The sequence below is a fragment of the Citrobacter sp. Ct235 genome (genome assembly GCF_030332305.1).
In the GTDB taxonomy this organism is placed as follows: Bacteria; Pseudomonadota; Gammaproteobacteria; order Enterobacterales; family Enterobacteriaceae; genus Citrobacter_A; species Citrobacter_A telavivensis.
Genome location: NZ_JAOWIC010000049.1, coordinates 1 through 16,618 on the forward strand (window position 1 = coordinate 1; position 16,618 = coordinate 16,618).

The window sequence follows — 16,618 nt, forward strand, 5'->3', positions numbered from 1 at the left end:
GAATGACAAGGAATGTTGTACGCCTGTAATTGAAGAATTTTTGTAATTGATGGTGAGGCGATATTAACCACTATCCATGTTATCTATATAAATGAAATCAACTATTTATAAATTAGATTCTCTCTGCTGGCCGGTTTTTTATGGACGAAAGAAAATGCCCTACAAACACACGCTCTCTGAGGTGCTGGTGATGCTGTTTATCAATCCGCCGGAGGCTATCCGCATCATTTCCGTAATGGCCGGCGGAGCGCTGGCGCGGGCGTGCCGCGCGTCATCAAACTCACAGCTGAAACGCCTGGGCGAGATGGTATTTTGCATTCTGGCGTAATACTGCGTTCACCCGTTTATTCCCGTCATGCCGACGCTGTTCGGCGTGCAGGTGCCGTGGGGGACAATTGCGATCGTCATATCGCTCGCCGGCAGTCACGTTATTTACGTTTTAGTTACGTATTTCTGGAAGAAAGAACCGGTATTGATTTAAAGGAAATAAAAAACATGACACGTAAATTCTGTCAGCGCAGCCAAAACAATTTAACTGGCGTAAATGGCGATCTGGTTACTCTGGTCCGTACCGCGTTGTCCGGCTTTATGGGGTATCTGAAAGGGAAAAGCAGTCTGATGATGTATGAGCAGTTTGGGGATATGAAGTTTAAATACAGTAACAGGGAGTTCTGGTGTCGTGGATACTACGTAGATACGGTGGGTAAGAACACGGCGAAGATACAGGAATACATAAAGCAGCAGCTTGCAGAGGATAAAATGGGGGAGCAGTTTCGATCCCATATCCGGGCAGCCCGTTTACGGGTCGTAAGTAACGAAGTCTGATGCAAATGTCAGATCGTCTGCGCCTGTCAGGGCGTGGCAGGTAACAGAGTCTTACAGGCGCATCTGAAAAACCTCCGGCTATGCCGGAGGATATTTACTATGCCTGTTTTTCCTGTGCTGTCGCGTCGGTCAACGGCGTGATTTTTACCTTTCGGCATGCTTGCGGTGGGGGAGTGCAACGTGGCTGCCAGTACCGTGCCGCGTGGGTTAATATCGAGGAAAACACCGTATTTCCCTTTGGCACACATCAACGGTTCCGGGTTCTTTTCTCTGGTGTTGCACAGGCGTCGTCGGAACATTGACCTGTGACGGAATCTTCCCGCATCGCAGCAATTTTTGCGATTTTGATTTATGGATATCGCAAGCTTAAGTTTCAGCGGCCTACGCGAGCCTGATGCTCAGGCGAATAACGCTCGCCAATGATTTTTATCGTTTCCAGCACGTGCGTGACCTGGGACAACTCATCCTGAGAAAGAATAACGTCAACGGCGCCCAGGTTTTCCTCGAGGCGATGCAGTTTGGTGGTGCCCGGAATAGGAACAATCCACGATTTTTGTGCCAACAGCCATGCCAGCGCGATTTGTGCAGACGTCACCCCTTTGTCGGCTGCCAGTTCACCCAACAACGAAACCAGCTTTTCGTTGGCGGCAATTGCCTGAGCGGTGAAACGCGGCACCTGGCTTCGGTAATCATCCTTACCAAACGTTGTTCCTGACGTAATTGCTCCGGTCAGAAAGCCTTTACCTAACGGGCTGAATGGCACAAAACCAATACCCAACTCCTCCAGAAGCGGCAGGATCTCCTGTTCAGGTTCACGCCACCACATGGAGTATTCGCTTTGCAGGGCGCTGACAGGTTGAACCGCATGCGCACGACGAATCGTCTGCGCGCCCGCTTCGGAAAGACCGAAATGTTTGACCTTTCCTTCGGCAATGAGGTCTCTCACCGTTCCTGCGACATCTTCAATTGGCACGTCCGGATCGACACGGTGTTGATAAAGCAGGTCAATGACATCGGTTTTAAGGCGGCGTAACGATCCTTCAACGGCCATGCGGATATGCTCGGGGCGGCTGTTTAAAATCTGCTGTTTGTTGTCATCGCCAAAGGTAAAGCCAAATTTTGTGGCGATGACCACGCGGTCGCGAAAGGGTTTTAGCGCTTCACCGACAACCTCTTCATTCAAAAACGGACCATACACTTCGGCGGTGTCGAAGAACGTGACGCCACGTTCAACCGCTGTCCGTATGAGTTCAATCGCCTGGCGGGTATCTGTCGCCGGGCCATAGCCGTGGCTTAAGCCCATACAACCGAGTCCAAGGGCTGATACTTCAAGCCCGGATTTACCCAGATAACGTTTTTGCATTGTGTGAATACCTCTATTATTGCGGCTTAAACGTCGAGTTTACGGCCAGTGAGCCACTCCACTCTCGCCGGATCGCGATGAGAGAAGAATGCGCTGGTGGCAGTATCAAGTGCGGTAATCTGCAGCATGTCTTCAGCACTGAGTTCAAAATCGAGAATGTTGATGTTCTCTTCCATGCGTTCTTTTCGCACTGATTTTGCAAGCGAAATAATGCCTCGCTGGAAAATCCACCGCAGGACAACCTGACCTACACTTTTTCCGTACTTCTGGCCTATCGACTCTAATTCGGGATGCTGGAACAACCCATTTTTTCCTTCAGCAAACGGTGCCCATGCTTCCGGTTGGATGCCACGGCTTTGCATCCACGCCACAGCGTGCAGTTGCTGGTTGAAGGGGTTAACTTCAATCTGGTTTACCGCTGGGGCAACGCGGTTGAAGGCGATAAGATCGGCCAGTCTGTCCGGATGGAAGTTGCTTACGCCAATGGCGCGAATTTTGCCTGCCTGCTGCAGTTCTTCCATTGCACGCCAGGCGCCGTGGACGTCACCGTAAGGCTGGTGAATCAGGTACAGGTCAACATAGTCCAACTGAAGTCGGTTCAGTGAACGTTCAAACTGTGCTTTGGCACCTTCGTAATTCGTATCCTGTAGCCAAAGTTTGGTGGTGATAAAGAGTTCGTTGCGCGCGATACCACTTTGCTTCAGGGCGTTCCCGACCTGGGTTTCATTCTGGTAGGACGCCGCGGTATCAATCAGGCGATATCCCGTTTCAATGGCATCAATAACGGCTCTCTCGCATTCAGCGGCATCCGTCATCTGGAACACACCAAAACCCAGCAGGGGCATTTCAATACCGTTGTTCAGTTTTACAGTTTGCATGACATAGTCCTTCCGCTTTTGTTCAGAAAAAGCATAATGCAAACTGATTTATTCGATTAGATGGGGTAATTAGCTAGGGTTTATTAGCTATGTTCATCAATTTTGTCGGTATCTGATGTCGCCATACTGATAACCAGTGACCTGAAGCGACTCTGGATAAGCAGTTCAGGTAAAAGTTAGCGGGCAGCCCGGCTATTCGAAATGATGATCTTACCGTTCTCTCAACCGGGAAGCGGAAGGTTGCTAACATCAGGTTGATGTGAAATGTGGAAAAGCAAAATGGTCTGAGATAGTGACGGCGATATTCATTAGAATGTCTCTACGCCTGCCAGATAACATGAGGTTTTCATGATCGTAGCCACGACACCGCGACTCATTATTCGCACATTCAAACACAAAGACGCATCTGCACTTTTTGATTACCTGTCTTCACCCCGCACACCGTGTTTCCACGACGAGAAACTCGCTTCACTGGAAGACGCAAGAAAAGAAGTTGATAGAAGATCCCGTGATACCAGCCAGCTAGCGGTATGCCTCAAAGAGACTGATGAATTGATTGGCCATCTTTTCGCTGATAATCGTGAAGAGCCAGATGTGAATACCTGGTCAGTTGGATGGCACTTCAACCAGCGTTACGAAGGTCAGGGTTATGCTACGGAATCCGTTACTGCTTTGTTTGAATATTTGTTTTTTCAAAAGGAAGCTCGACGTCTCTATGCTTACGTTGAAGATTATAACATAGCCTCTCAAAAGCTTTGTACACGCCTCCATATGCGCATGGAGGGCTGTTTTAAAGAATTTGTTACGTTCATACAAGATGATGGCGAAGAAAGATACGATGATACCTTTATCTACGCGCTTCTCAAAAAAGAGTGGAAGTAGGTGATTTACACACCCATATTTGTCCGCATATTCGTAATAGCGAACTTAAGCCCACCTGGGCGTCTGCTCAGTGCCAGGAATGGACTCAATGTAATGCTATCCATTAAATCCTTATTCGATGCGTTCCACATTTGGATGACGCTCGGTTGCGGCTTCGTGGAAAATGTCACCCAGCCAGCCGGCAATCTCGCTTTCTGTCATATCGTCTGGAATAGCGATGTCATAGAGTCGAGAAAACTTTCTCTCCGTCAGGTCGGCACGAAATACCAGCCACCGCTCATTCTTACGTTGAACGCCAATATGCCGCCCAAAAACGTTATATATCAGCATATGTAATCTCCGATCATGCTAATGAGTCCCTGAATCTATGATATATACGTCAGGGCAGGCGAGCGAGTAAATCGTACATATATGAAGAGCCAGCGTCCGCTCTTCACTCACAGCGGACCTTCAACGTAGAGTGCGTGCCAGCTTTTTGCTAAAAGGGACATTATGATTAATTATTTTCTGCCTCTGGCTGATCTTAATCAGCTCATAATATGAGCTGATTAAGATGCATGATTACACCGTTGGGATGGTACCACCATCAATGACATATTCGGTGCCGGTGATGGCGGCTGCATGAGATGACGCAAGGAAGGAAATGAGTTTCGCAACCTCGATGGGCTTTGACGGACGACCAAGAGGAATACCACCGAGAGCATTCATGATTATCTGCTTACCGCCTTCGTAATCCGTTCCTGCCTGCTTCGCCAGTCGCTGCGCCATCGCGACTGAAGCTTCGGTTTCGATCCAACCGGGCGCAACACGCACGACACGAATCCCCTTCGGGGATACCTCTTTCGACAGGCTTTTGCTGTACGCCGACAGCGCAGCTTTAGCCGCCGCATAACCGGTGGTTGATTCTGGTAACGGCAGTTCACGCTGGATAGATGTCACGTGAATAATAACCCCGCTACCCTGCGCCAGCATCCCAGGCAACAGCGCACGATCTAAGCGCACCGCGGGTAACAGATTTAGGTTGAGTTCCTGCTGCCACTCTGTTTCGCCCAGCGCGGCAAAGCCTCCGGCAGGCGAGGTTGAACCGCCAGCAACATGGATGATGGCGTCGACACCCCCCAGATGCTTGTGAACGGCTTCCACTACTACGGCACATCCGTTGACGGTGGTCAGGTCCGCCGCTACGAAGGCGTCTGCGAAACATTCTGTGGGCACATGACGCGCAGTGGTTAACACCCTGGCACCCAGTTGCTTAAATAATTCAACGACCGCTTTGCCGACGCCTTTGGTACCTGCAGTAACCAGTATGCGTTTGTCCTGAAAATCAAGATCTAACGACATCAGATAATCTCCAGCGTGTTGATCTTGTCGCCGACCAGGCTGAAGACATGTTCAAGTGTGACCGGGCTGCCGGGAAAATTACCGACGACGTTTGAAGTGACCGTCACCCGGTGACCTTCAGTGATAAACTTAACCGGCTCAACGCTGTAGTCAAACGCGGCCTGTGCGGCACGTTGCCATGCCTTGATCGCTGCGTGTCCCTTGTGAGTTTTACCTTCGTCTGTCACGACAGCATCGACAGTAAAACAGTGCTTAACGTTGGCAATATCTGCACCGTTACTGATCGAGAAATAGTCTGAAATAGCATGCGGTAGGGCTAATGACATGGCTCTTTACTCCTGTTATTTACAGTACGGGCATTTTCAACATAGACTGTGAAATTAACAAGTACGCACTAAAAAGTGAGCCACTGAATTATGAGTAAGTTATATACTCCAGAATCTGCCGCAAGCGGTGTGGAGCACGTGCTGCGACTGTTGGAAGGTCGTTGGAAATTAATTATTCTTTTTCATCTGTTCGATGGAAAGGTACAACGCTATTCTGATTTTGAAAAACTGATCCCCGGTATTTCACAGAAGATGCTGGCGCAGCAACTGCGACAACTGGAAGCTGACGGCATCGTATCACGCACGGTGTACCCGCAAGTGCCACCGAAGGTGGAATATCGCCTGACCGAGTGGGGGCAGGCGCTGTGCCCGGCCCTTGATGCAATGTTGAAATGGGCGGAAAAACGCGAGGTTTAGCTGTCGTCGGGGCCTTTTTGCAGTGAGTGAAAATCACTGATGTCTGCTTTCGCTCAACGTTAATAATCGGTGTCTGTCTGGATTATCACTTTTGTCTCTCTTGTCTTATGTATTTTTGCTGCGGTTCAATTATTGAGAATAAAAACAAACGAACCAGAAGAAAATACGGGAATAGATCAGCCACAATGTTAACTTTTGATAAAATTAAAGTAACATTCTGTGAGGTGCGGATGTTTTTATTTCTCATAGACGAGAATTTACATATCATGATATAATATGGCGGAAAAGAATGCAGGTTATTAATCTGCCAGTAATGTAAATAAATTTTTGAGGAGACCATTCCAGTGGGACGTAAATGGGCCAATATTGTTGCTAAAAAAACGGCTAAAGACGGTGCAACGTCTAAAGTATATGCAAAATTCGGTGTCGAAATCTATGCTGCTGCTAAACAAGGCGAACCAGACCCAGAATTAAACTCATCTTTAAAATTCGTTATTGAACGTGCGAAGCAAGCACAAGTCCCAAAACACGTTATTGATAAAGCCATTGATAAAGCCAAAGGTGGCGGCGATGAAACGTTCGTACAAGGACGTTACGAAGGCTTTGGACCCAATGGTTCAATGATTATCGCTGAAACGTTGACGTCAAATGTTAACCGTACGATTGCTAATGTTCGCTCAATTTTCAATAAAAAAGGCGGGAATATCGGAGCGGCAGGTGCTGTCAGCTATATGTTTGACAATACTGGAGTGATTGTATTTAAAGGAACAGACCCTGACCATATTTTTGAAATTTTGCTTGATGCAGAAGTTAATGTTCGTGATGTAACCGAAGACGAAGGAAACATCGTTGTTTATACAGAATCCTCAGACCTTCACAAAGGCATTGCAGCGCTAAAAGCAGCCGGAATTACCGAATTCTCAACAACAGAATTAGAGATGATTGCTCAATCAGAAGTTGAACTTTCGCCAGAAGATTTAGAAATCTTTGAAGGACTTGTTGATGCCCTTGAAGATGACGATGATGTTCAAAAAGTATATCATAACGTTGCAAATCTCTAATTAGAAATCAAAAAATCTGTCATTATGGCAGATTTTTTAACTTATAAAGTTGTTATAAAAATATATCTAACCCGATGTGTTGATTATAAAAAATAGATAAAATTACTGTCTCCTAAAACAAAACACAATCATTGAAATTGCTGGTCTTAACACTCTGGTGATTGACGGAAAAAGAATATATTACAGAAGGGACTGCGCGAAAAACGTAATGCGTTGACGATATAAAATCAACGTTAATACCCCCAGCCCGAAGGCGGTTGGGGGTTAATAATAATGCCAGACTGACCTGCCCGCGAATTGCGTAGCGGATTTTAAACCGTTATTTTTTGGGAGTGATTTTCGTCACTGAGCCTGTTTGCGTTTTATCCCCGATAGTCCCATACATAGACACCAGATAAACGGCACCATCAGGCCCGGCGGTCAGGTGGTTTGGCGTATCATCCATCGGGATATTAGCGACCAGTTTGCCATCCTTGTTCAGAACAGCAACGGTTCCGCCTGCGCGCGTGGCGGCGAAAACCTGTGACGTCACGGGATCCCAGACGACAGATACGCCCCCGGCCCCAATGTAAGTATCCGCGAGAACCTTACCGTCCGCATCAAGAACCACGACATTGTTCGTCTCCTGGGAAGCGACGTAAAGACGGCCGGTCTCTGGATCGCGAGCGATGTCGGTAGCACCTTGCGCCTGAGGTATTTTCACCGTCGTACTCTTGCCCGTTTTGAGATCAATCCAGCCCACCCAGGGCGTATCGCGACTGACGCCGTAGAGTTTCCCACCGGCACTGTCGAGGGCAAGATCTGTACTGTAAAACTGGTCGCGGCCGCGGTTCGTCACGAACTCCATCTGACCGATATGTTCCAGCGTTTTGGTATCATAAACCTCGATAAAGCCGGTCAGTGCTGCGCTGACATAAGCCCGATTGTGGGCTTCATCAATAATCACATCGCGTGGATGTACGACCGACCCCTCCGGGAAGACTTTCACGACGGAAAGCGTTTTTGCGTCATAGACGGTCACCGTCTCGGCGAGCGTGTTCGTTGTCCAGATATGATTATGGACATTATCAACACCGATGCCGAAGACTCCAATCTGCTCACCCTTTTTGTCTTTAGGCAGCGTAGCCTCCGCTTCGACAGTCAGCGTTCCGGCGTTCAGTCTCATCAGGCGGCTACCATCATGTGGGCCGCGTGCAGAGGTCACGAACAGCTTCCCGTCGGTTGAAACTGCCGACTGGTAAGCTCGCTCACCGACGGAAATTTTTTGCAGCCTGAAAGCCTCAGTGTTTATCGGGGGAACAATTTGGGACAATTTCAACATGACCTGCGAAACGCTCGCGGGATTTTGCGTGATAACAGTGAGTGGATGAAGACCTGTAGCAGCATCGATCGGAACGGTTAGCGGAATAGTGAGGTTTCCCTTCTCGTCGGCGGTCAGTGGTTTCGGTGTCAGGACTTCCGCACCATTCAGCAGGGTGACGGTCGTGCCCGCCTGCAGGCTCTTAATCGCTATGACAGTTTTATCTCCGGGCTTAACAGGAACGTCCCGTGACCCTGCACGGATACTGCCAGGGAAGGTAGTGGTGGCGGCTGCCCACTGGCTATCGGCGTATGCCGTTGTGGCGGTTGCCATCGCAATAGTGGAGGCCAACAACACCGAACGGACTGAAATTCTTCTCATCTTATCTCCATAAATTGAATTGATGCTGCATCTCAGCGCAGCCACAGGTTATTTCCCATGCGATGAGTCTTATCTTCCGCCATGAGAAGTATGTCTTGTTATAAGCGCATTCAACATACCATATCAATGCAAATAATTATCATTACTATTACTAGTGATGCCTTAAATGTGGGGCGTTTATGTATCGCGGATGAGCGAGCTGGCGATTTTCCGGTAAGAGGGCGGCAGTGAGCCGAAGCGGACGTAAAAACGACTTGTGCCAATCATCAGGCAATAAATCGTAGCCTATTCCTCTCTCTACATATTCAGAAGGCTCATTCGAAACATCCAGTTGATGTCGATAATTAATGGTTGAAAAGGTGCCAGAAATGACGGAAGAATATGCCAACATTGCTGAGGTTTAGATGGATTGAGGGGCAAGAAGTGGGATCGTCTGGAACAGTAAAGAAAATCGTTATGCTGGCCATTGCGGCTAGCCTGACCGCGGGTTGCGCGCCGTTACATCCTTCCGGCTGCCATAAGACCACGGCAACGGGGAGTTGCAGTTCAGGACGCTGGGATGATCAGGATGAATGGGGTGCGAAAGCGCGGGCAATCAGGGCGGCAATAAATGCCAAACTTGATGAGCCGCAAAACTGGAAGGGGAAAAAATGCAGGTTGCATATTGAATTTGCTCAGGATGGCACGGCTTTGAACATATCAACCAGCAACGGCAATAAAGCCTATTGCGAAGCGATAAAATCAGCAGCCCATAAAGCCAAATTTCCAGCCTTCAACAATCCAGAAGTCTATAGGGATTTTCAAAAATCCGGCTTCGATATGCGCGGTTAGCACCATAGTAGCCCTTACAGTGTCAGCTACTCGCTCACTGTTGTCCTTTAAACCTTATCGACGGCAGCTCAGTGCCAGGAGCGGAGGTTGTTAACACTTGAATGTACTCATCCGCGGGGGCCGGTCTGCGCAATATGGTAACCTAAGGCGCTGTCGTGACATCAGCTTGTAAAGTAGTATGTGTTCTTCTGCTATGCACACTTTGGATACTCAATGACATTGCAAGCGACCTGGCTTGAACAGCCTAAGCCCGGTGATGAAAGGGAAGGTGTTTCGATCATTGACGTCAATCCCTTTGGCGCTAATGGAGAAAAGGATCGACGACTGTTAATCTGTAAGGGCGGTGAGCCCATTGTGATTTTACAGTTATATATACGTGCCGATGAGGATGGCTGGCTGATTTCCAGCGCCTTTTGTGATTTCCTTCTGAATGAATCCCAGGTGGCAATCATTTGTGGCGACCACTTTCATGTTGTTGAGATGACCACACACTCGTTCAGAAGCCATCCACTAGGTGATTACGTTGGCCATATTTATTCAGTTCCTGACATCCATTCTGACAGGCTACATAATCGGGTTCTGGTTACCACTTACTGCCACGTTTTTCTGATGGATATTGCTGCGGGCATTCTCTGGAAATCCAGGGAGTGCGCCATTGATGGCGTGATCATTACATCGATAGAGAATGATACGGTACTGGGCTTGGGAGAGTGGGACCCGCCAGGAGGTTGGGAATCTTTTAAGCTCGATCTTAAAACGGGCATCCCGATTTGAAGAAGGGATTACCCTCACAGTAATTGCCAGAAGCGAACGTTGGCATGTTATGACTATTTCAGGATTACCCATGAAATGGCTTTGTGGTTCAGACTAAAGTGTTCGGAATGCTATCGCGCTATATCCTGACCAAATCGTTTTTGATATCACTAATGCAAAATATTTTGCGTTGTTGAAAAGAAGGATTTCGTATATGTCTAAGATTAAGTTTGAATTGATTCGTGGAAGCGACTTGCTACGAGATGGCATGTATCTGGAATTATCTGTCAGCGAGACATCTCCTCTACGGCAGGTTGCAGAGGTTTTCTATTCTGATGTTACACACGAATTCTTTTTGACCTGCTACGAAGAGAATATCCCTCTGGAAGCAGTGGAGAAATTGATTTTGGAGGCGAGGATATCTCTTCCACCAATGAAGCAAGAACAATAAAAATCTACATAGCACGGACCACATATCAAGCTCCGCTTCTTGCTCAGAGTGCACATTCCCCCCTTGACCGACGGCTTCGAGCCAAGAGCGGATGGCGTTAAGATTATGGGAGTTAGATGAAGATAGGCACAGGGAACGATATTTATTTGAACAATGCATTAAGTTCATTAGAAAAATCAATAAAGGTAGCACCCACAAGGAAATTTCCTCTTTTAGCTCGATGTTCTTTAAATGAGCCAACTGCTCGAAGTGAATATCGTTCAACGTTGCTGCTCATAACGATCTGAGCAATCACTCCTCCACTCATTCCAGCCAGCGATGGTATAGCTGTTGTACAGCTGATCGGTTCAAAATTGATATTTTTCTTTTTCCCATCAGGGATAAAATGGAAGAAGATATCCTCTGTTATCCGATCATAGTGAAAATTGTGAAAGGTTAGGGCGAAAGGAGTCAGCCCTTTCTCTGGTCGCAGTTTATGTAGTTTGTTGTGCTTTGCAGGATAACCAATAATGACAAAAGATGAGGTTTTAATATCTCCGGTATTATAGATGGAAGAGAATAATTTGCTATTGGGAATACCCATTGCAATCTTTTTCGGCAAAGGTATCACTGCATAGTCTTGTTCATTATTAAAAAGGATTTCCAGATTTTCGAACAGAAATTTAACACCATCAATTGAGATAAAAGGTAAATCGCTTTTATGCATCTCGGTGATAACATGAGAAGCTGTCATAATGCATGGCACTTTGCCATCAAGCAAGTAGAGAAAACCGCTTCCGACCAGTACAGCCTCCTGAGTGCTGAATTCTTTTTTGACGAAAAATGACACTAGCGCACTCCGCCAGTTCAGAACCAGGGTCGATGTTAGATTTTTCTCTATCCAATTTGGAACAAAGACTTCAATAGGCAGATAGGGATAAATCATGGAAGCGTCAGTTAACATGCTATTCCTTGCATATTGTCAGATGAAATACATCCCCTATCAAAACATCTATTGAAGGCGTAATCAATTCAATAGATAACAGCCATTCGGCTTGCGGCTAGTTATCAGGCAGTACTAATGTCCGTTCTTCGCTCAAAGCTGCCCTTGGCTTTCCTACGGCAACTTCGTGCCAGAAGCAGAAGTTGCTAATACAACAGCGAGCTGCCTCATGAATACCTGAATAGCCTGTCACTCAGAAGAGTACCGGCTGATGATAGAAAAAACGGAAATCTCAAAAAGTGCGTGGAACTAATGTGGATATGATTACAGTGTGTTAAGGTGAATTAGTGATAACTTTACTGGGGTGATGTAATAAATGGACCAGATCGAACGTCGGTTTCAGCGCTGGAAAGTCATTATGGTTCCGGGGGAGAAATCCTATGAAAGCTGGGATGAAATGGTGACTGGTGAAAACTTTCCAGAAGAGGCTAGACAAAAATATAAAACGCATCGTACTAAGGCAATCGATCGGACGTTGAAGCAACCCGGTTACGTTCATACCATGTCCGAGAATGGAATCACTGTCCGGTACCGAATGGAACGCTGGCGTTGAACTCACAGCTCAAAGCAGACCTGAGGACCAGTCAGCCTAACCTCTGCGAGCCAACAGCAGACGTTACGCGTTAGTTGACGGATCATACTCCCACTGCGATTCGTCACTGTAAATCGTACCATCATCATCCATTACTTGGGCATTAAGGTGTCTTGCAATCCGCAACATCTTTCTGTACAGATATGTATCGGGCCATGTGGTATAAATATTACCTGCGCTCCAGTCAAGCCATGGTTCTTCGTACAAAGAGTGACCTGACCACAAGGCGTTGTAATCGCCGTTTATAATATATCTGCTTAATTCATTATCGTTATTAATGTAGTTAAGCCATTCATCAGCGGTTATCTGCGCATCCTCATTATCTGCCCAAAATTCAGCTCTCGTTATGTGCAATTCAACACCCATAGCATCTCCTTAACGCTGGTATAGACTTCACAAACTAGCATAGTGGTTTATTAAAAACGAGGTGAGTAACACTGCAGAATCTATAGACTTGAACGATATGTCCGCTCCTCGGTCACTACGGCCCTTCAGCTCAGTTAGTTTAGCAGCTCAGTGCCAGCAGCGGAGATTGTTAATGGCTTGATGTATAAACCAATGGAGAGCCGATGATCTATACCCCTGTTAATAGATTCTGGCAATGTGGCTATTACCGGCTCTACAGCAGAAGCACTAACTATAGGTATTTTATCGCTCCCATTGAACCAACCATTCCGGTGAGATAATTATTACGGTTTAATATGATTTAAGGTAAATGTCACTCAGCTAAATACCCACCATCAATGGGATAAACGCCCCCGGTACAGAACGCTGATCTGTCTGACAGCAAAAACAAGATGAAGTCTGCTATTTCTTGCATTTTTGCCATCCTTTTCATCGGGTGGCTATTTGCGAAACTTTGTACGATGTTTTCAGGGAATTCATTCATCCGTGGGGTTTGGACATAACCCGGAGCGACTGCATTGATTCGAATACCCTGGCAGGCAAACTCTAGCGCTGCGGTTTGGGTTAAACCGATTATACCGTGCTTAGCTGCGGTGTAAGGCGCCAATCCAGGAATACCAACCAGGCCATTTACTGCAGATAAATTAACGATAGAACCACCAAACTTTATCATCTGAGGTATTTCATATTTTAGGCAGTAAAAAATACCGCTCAATGAGGTGGCAATGACCTTATTCCAGTTTTCAACTGTCTGCTCTGTGATATTTTTACCATGTTCACCTGTCAGGCCTGCATTGTTTACAGCATAATCAAGCCTGCCGAAATGTTTGATAACGTCATCTATCATTTGCCGTACCTGTTCAGGCTGTGACACATCACATCCGATCCCCATCGCTTGTTGTCCCTGTGAAGATAACCGCTTCGCTTTTTGTTTAGCCTGCGCTGACGAGCGGGATACAATGACGACCTTAGCGCCATGTTTGTGTAATTGGTCTGCAACGGCCTCACCTATACCTGTAGTACTTCCTGTTATAACCGCTACTTTATTCTGAAAATTCATAATTCCCCCTGCGAAGTAGAATGGAGTCTTACATCTGGGGTAGTATACAAATTAGCAGTGACAGTTTTTGTCAGTACTCTTTTCCCTCGCGGAGCCCCTCTTTTTCTCTCCATTTTTTCAATAAAGCCGTCCTGTTTTCTCTATACATGGAATCCAGTTGCACAATCTCTTCGATTTTGTCAGTTCTGAAATGACGAAAATCATTTCTCATCTCACACCATGCAACCAAAATCCAGCATGACTCCATATATACTAATGCGATGGGCCATATGACTCGAGAAGAGTAAACCTCTTTCTTGTCACAATATTTTATTTTGACTCTCTTTCGATTTTTAATCGCATTACGAATGTCTTCAAAAAATATCTCATTGTTTTCTGAAGGACCGGTCAGATAGGATTGGCTCTCAATAAGATTTTTTAATTCACCGGGAATGACGGCGTGTATTTTGGCAAGCGCATTTCTTGCGGTATTTTTGAAATCATAATCCGTATTATGAGACACCCAATTTAGCCCAAGTATAATAGCGTTGATTTCTTCATGAGAAAGATTTAAGGGGGGCAAATGAAAGTCAGACTTAACGATGTATCCAATTCCTGCGCCGCCTTCAATGCACACTCCCTGTTGCTGTAGCGTTTTTATATCTCTGTAAAGGGAGCGTACATTTATTTCTAATCTTTCTGCAAGAGTGGATGCCGTGATCGGATATCTTTGCGCCCTTAATATCTGTAGTAATTCGAGAAGCCTTTCTGTTCTGGTCATGTTGATAAATCCATCTTGATACTAAGACGATATCTTAAAGCACCTGTTGAATAGGCATCTTAGTACAAAGCAAGTGTACCTGCCTAAGTTGATCTGCCCCCATTGATTAATATCGCGCATAACCGCCCAAAGCCATACTTACTCAGAGACTTGTTCCGGGGTTTTGGCCCCGTGTCTTTACTGCGTATAATGCCGCCTCTACACACGCTAAAATCGACTGTGCCACGAACTATGAATCTCAATCGCTTTTGTTATTTGCTCCTGATCTTCTCTGCTATCGGCAGCATCTTTACCTCACATCCCGTTGCTATCTGGTTCCTGCTCACCAACATACTGACGCTGGTGATTTACGGCGTGGATAAAATGGCGGCGCGTAAGGCCAGGCGCAGAGTACCGGAATCCACTCTGTTGGTGTTTGGTTTTGTGGGAGGGTGGCCGGGCGCGATGGTGGGTCAACAACTCTTCCGGCATAAAACACAAAAGCAGCCATTCAAAACCTATTTCATCGTCAGCGTGATATTGAGTGTCTCAGTGATGGTGGCGGTGTATCAGCTTTATCCCTTTTCTTCTTCCTGAGCGTTTGCTTTTTGCTCCCTGCGCATTGTGGCCTGATAACCCTTCTACCAGACCACTGCCAGGCTACTCAGCTATAGATTACCCACACCACCATCAACCAGTAGCTCAGTACCAACGACGAATGAAGATTCATCAGAAGCAAGGAAAACGGCGGCCTTAGCCAATTCATAGGGGGTGCCTAAACGTCCGATGGGTACCAGAGCGCGAATTTCTTCCCGGAGCTTATCTTCGTCCACGCCGCCCCCAACGTTATTCAATGCCGGTGTTTCAGTCGGTCCGGGACTTAAGCCATTTACACGAATCCCACGCGGATGAAGCTCTGCAGAAAGTGTTCGTGCCAGAGAGAGTATTGCGGCTTTACTTGCAGCGTAAGCGCTACTTTGTGGAAAACCAATACGCGCGCTGACTGAGCCACAAACAATGACGGAGGACGGGTTGGAAAGCATAGGAAGCAGGGCTTTGATCAGGAAGAATGGGCCCTTAAGATTGGTATTCATCAGCGCATCGTAAGCCTGCTCATCCCAGGATTCCAGTGGCTTATGTGTCACATCACCTGCGTTTATATATAAAATATCAAGTCTCGGCCATCGCGCCTGTAACGCCGTTGCTAAGTGATTTTGTTGAGAGATATCACCTGCCTCAATGCGAAAAATAGCCACATCACTTAACTCTTTTTTGGCCTCCAGTAGTTTTTTTTCACTACGACCGGTGATGGCAACCTTTGCTCCTTCTGCCAGAAACTGACGTGCCGTCTCTAAACCAATACCGCTAGTACCACCGGTAATCAGTGCGTACTTGCCCTCAAGTCTGCCCATTTTCCTACCCCCACGTATTATTCGTGGAGTAATTATTTATCCTTTAGTATCCTTTGGAAAGTAGGCACCATTTGGATACTAAGGAACCTTATGGGATGCAATGAAGTGAGACCGGGAGCCCAATGACACAGAATATTTCGACGTTAGCTGAGAGTAATACAGGATGCCCGATGGTCAGTTTTGTGAATCTGATAGCCGGTAAGTGGGCGATCCCAATCCTTTATCGTTTGATTGTATTAGGCGAACCTGTTCGTTTCAGTGAGCTACAACGAGCAGTCAGACCTATCACTCAGAAAGAACTGACTCGTCAGTTGCGACAGTTTGAGGCTCGCGGGTTGGTTAACAGAAAAGTGTTCGCTGAAGTTCCACCGAGAGTGGAGTATGAAATAACCGAGCTGGGTAAATCGTTGCGTCCGACACTTGATTCTCTTGCTGAGTGGATGACTGCCAACGCGAACGCAATGAATAAAAACGGACAAAGGACGTCAGCGGCTCGCTCTTGAGGGATAGCCATACTCAACGCTCCCACACGGCAGGAGAGTTGAGTATGAACATGTCACCGTGGAACAAAAAACGTATCATCGGCCAAAATAATGTCGGCCTGTCCACAATGACACGA

21 protein-coding genes and 1 pseudogene are annotated in these 16,618 nt (G+C 46.8%); 11 read left to right on the plus strand and 11 right to left on the minus strand.

All coding sequences use genetic code 11. The annotated features are described in order from the left end of the window. Positions 1 to 154: 154 nt before the first annotated feature. Both OGY35_RS17090 and OGY35_RS17095 read left to right on the plus strand, forming a co-directional pair. Entirely contained in the window at positions 155 to 328 is a 174-nt protein-coding gene (locus OGY35_RS17090; RefSeq protein WP_286631507.1) for a hypothetical protein, read from the plus strand. A 167-nt stretch (positions 329 to 495) separates the two neighbouring features. Further along, positions 496 to 815: pseudogene (locus tag OGY35_RS17095) on the plus strand (transposase). Positions 816 to 1,198: 383 nt separating this feature from the next. Here OGY35_RS17095 and OGY35_RS17100 read toward each other — a convergent pair. Together OGY35_RS17100 and OGY35_RS17105 are read right to left on the minus strand one after the other, a co-directional pair. Continuing rightward, a complete protein-coding gene (locus tag OGY35_RS17100) occupies positions 1,199 to 2,188 on the minus strand; it encodes an aldo/keto reductase (RefSeq protein ID WP_286632923.1) in 990 nt (329 codons plus the stop codon). Between the two features lie 26 nt (positions 2,189 to 2,214). After that, positions 2,215 to 3,066: an aldo/keto reductase gene (locus tag OGY35_RS17105; protein WP_286632924.1), complete on the minus strand. Its 852-nt coding sequence runs from the start codon at positions 3,064 to 3,066 to the stop codon at positions 2,215 to 2,217. Between the two features lie 348 nt (positions 3,067 to 3,414). Between OGY35_RS17105 and OGY35_RS17110 the strand changes: the two genes are divergently transcribed. Then, on the plus strand, positions 3,415 to 3,948 hold the full coding sequence (locus tag OGY35_RS17110; protein WP_286632925.1) for a GNAT family N-acetyltransferase: 534 nt from the start codon (positions 3,415 to 3,417) through the stop codon (positions 3,946 to 3,948). 111 nt (positions 3,949 to 4,059) lie between these two features. Here OGY35_RS17110 and OGY35_RS17115 read toward each other — a convergent pair whose 3' ends face one another. The 3 genes from OGY35_RS17115 to OGY35_RS17125 all read right to left on the minus strand — a co-directional run bounded on the left by OGY35_RS17115 (position 4,060) and on the right by OGY35_RS17125 (position 5,615). Continuing rightward, on the minus strand, positions 4,060 to 4,278 hold the full coding sequence (locus OGY35_RS17115) for a DUF7661 family protein (protein ID WP_086512949.1): 219 nt from the start codon (positions 4,276 to 4,278) through the stop codon (positions 4,060 to 4,062). 231 nt (positions 4,279 to 4,509) lie between these two features. After that, positions 4,510 to 5,289, minus strand: a complete 780-nt coding sequence (locus tag OGY35_RS17120) for an SDR family oxidoreductase (RefSeq protein ID WP_152405203.1) — start codon at positions 5,287 to 5,289, stop codon at positions 4,510 to 4,512. Beyond that, the gene (locus tag OGY35_RS17125) at positions 5,289 to 5,615 is read right to left on the minus strand and encodes a nuclear transport factor 2 family protein (protein WP_286632926.1); all 327 of its coding nucleotides are present in this window, start codon (positions 5,613 to 5,615) and stop codon (positions 5,289 to 5,291) included. The genes OGY35_RS17120 and OGY35_RS17125 overlap by 1 nt, the downstream gene beginning before the upstream one ends. Before the next feature lie 90 nt (positions 5,616 to 5,705). On the opposite strand from OGY35_RS17125, the gene OGY35_RS17130 reads away from it, so the two are divergent. Both OGY35_RS17130 and OGY35_RS17135 read left to right on the plus strand, forming a co-directional pair. Continuing rightward, the gene (locus OGY35_RS17130; protein WP_152405201.1) at positions 5,706 to 6,032 is read left to right on the plus strand and encodes a winged helix-turn-helix transcriptional regulator; all 327 of its coding nucleotides are present in this window, start codon (positions 5,706 to 5,708) and stop codon (positions 6,030 to 6,032) included. A gap of 344 nt (positions 6,033 to 6,376) precedes the next feature. Then, positions 6,377 to 7,093: a YebC/PmpR family DNA-binding transcriptional regulator gene (locus OGY35_RS17135; protein ID WP_152405200.1), complete on the plus strand. Its 717-nt coding sequence runs from the start codon at positions 6,377 to 6,379 to the stop codon at positions 7,091 to 7,093. Positions 7,094 to 7,412: 319 nt separating this feature from the next. Here OGY35_RS17135 and OGY35_RS17140 read toward each other — a convergent pair whose 3' ends face one another. Beyond that, positions 7,413 to 8,774 carry a YncE family protein gene (locus tag OGY35_RS17140; RefSeq protein WP_286632927.1) on the minus strand — a complete coding sequence of 454 codons (1,362 nt, stop codon included), beginning with the start codon at positions 8,772 to 8,774 and terminating at the stop codon, positions 7,413 to 7,415. Between the two features lie 381 nt (positions 8,775 to 9,155). On the opposite strand from OGY35_RS17140, the gene OGY35_RS17145 reads away from it, so the two are divergent. From OGY35_RS17145 to OGY35_RS17155, 3 genes are all read left to right on the plus strand, one after another. Next, positions 9,156 to 9,605, plus strand: coding sequence for a cell envelope integrity TolA C-terminal domain-containing protein (locus tag OGY35_RS17145; protein WP_286632928.1), 450 nt, complete (start codon positions 9,156 to 9,158; stop codon positions 9,603 to 9,605). A 213-nt stretch (positions 9,606 to 9,818) separates the two neighbouring features. Then, the gene (locus tag OGY35_RS17150) at positions 9,819 to 10,379 is read left to right on the plus strand and encodes a hypothetical protein (protein WP_286632930.1); all 561 of its coding nucleotides are present in this window, start codon (positions 9,819 to 9,821) and stop codon (positions 10,377 to 10,379) included. A gap of 193 nt (positions 10,380 to 10,572) precedes the next feature. Then, entirely contained in the window at positions 10,573 to 10,809 is a 237-nt protein-coding gene (locus OGY35_RS17155; RefSeq protein ID WP_286632931.1) for a hypothetical protein, read from the plus strand. Between the two features lie 142 nt (positions 10,810 to 10,951). On the opposite strand, the gene OGY35_RS17160 is transcribed toward OGY35_RS17155, so the two are convergent. Beyond that, entirely contained in the window at positions 10,952 to 11,752 is an 801-nt protein-coding gene (locus tag OGY35_RS17160; protein ID WP_286632932.1) for a serine protease, read from the minus strand. Positions 11,753 to 12,107: 355 nt separating this feature from the next. On the opposite strand from OGY35_RS17160, the gene OGY35_RS17165 reads away from it, so the two are divergent. After that, a complete protein-coding gene (locus OGY35_RS17165) occupies positions 12,108 to 12,344 on the plus strand; it encodes a hypothetical protein (RefSeq protein WP_286632933.1) in 237 nt (78 codons plus the stop codon). A 63-nt stretch (positions 12,345 to 12,407) separates the two neighbouring features. On the opposite strand, the gene OGY35_RS17170 is transcribed toward OGY35_RS17165, so the two are convergent. The 3 genes from OGY35_RS17170 to OGY35_RS17180 form a co-directional block, all read right to left on the minus strand. After that, a complete protein-coding gene (locus OGY35_RS17170) occupies positions 12,408 to 12,749 on the minus strand; it encodes a hypothetical protein (protein ID WP_054176790.1) in 342 nt (113 codons plus the stop codon). Between the two features lie 352 nt (positions 12,750 to 13,101). Continuing rightward, positions 13,102 to 13,848, minus strand: coding sequence for an SDR family NAD(P)-dependent oxidoreductase (locus OGY35_RS17175; RefSeq protein ID WP_286632934.1), 747 nt, complete (start codon positions 13,846 to 13,848; stop codon positions 13,102 to 13,104). A gap of 70 nt (positions 13,849 to 13,918) precedes the next feature. Further along, positions 13,919 to 14,608 (minus strand): helix-turn-helix transcriptional regulator, encoded by a 690-nt coding sequence (locus OGY35_RS17180; protein ID WP_286632936.1) that lies wholly within the window; start codon positions 14,606 to 14,608, stop codon positions 13,919 to 13,921. A 231-nt stretch (positions 14,609 to 14,839) separates the two neighbouring features. Here OGY35_RS17180 and OGY35_RS17185 point away from each other — a divergent pair, with 231 nt between their 5' ends. Beyond that, positions 14,840 to 15,184 carry a DUF1294 domain-containing protein gene (locus tag OGY35_RS17185; protein ID WP_286632937.1) on the plus strand — a complete coding sequence of 115 codons (345 nt, stop codon included), beginning with the start codon at positions 14,840 to 14,842 and terminating at the stop codon, positions 15,182 to 15,184. Between the two features lie 71 nt (positions 15,185 to 15,255). Here the strand turns inward: OGY35_RS17185 and OGY35_RS17190 are convergent, their stop codons facing one another. After that, positions 15,256 to 15,999, minus strand: a complete 744-nt coding sequence (locus tag OGY35_RS17190) for an SDR family oxidoreductase (RefSeq protein WP_286632938.1) — start codon at positions 15,997 to 15,999, stop codon at positions 15,256 to 15,258. A 122-nt stretch (positions 16,000 to 16,121) separates the two neighbouring features. On the opposite strand from OGY35_RS17190, the gene OGY35_RS17195 reads away from it, so the two are divergent. Continuing rightward, a complete protein-coding gene (locus OGY35_RS17195; protein WP_286632939.1) occupies positions 16,122 to 16,502 on the plus strand; it encodes a winged helix-turn-helix transcriptional regulator in 381 nt (126 codons plus the stop codon). Positions 16,503 to 16,618 lie beyond the last annotated feature (116 nt).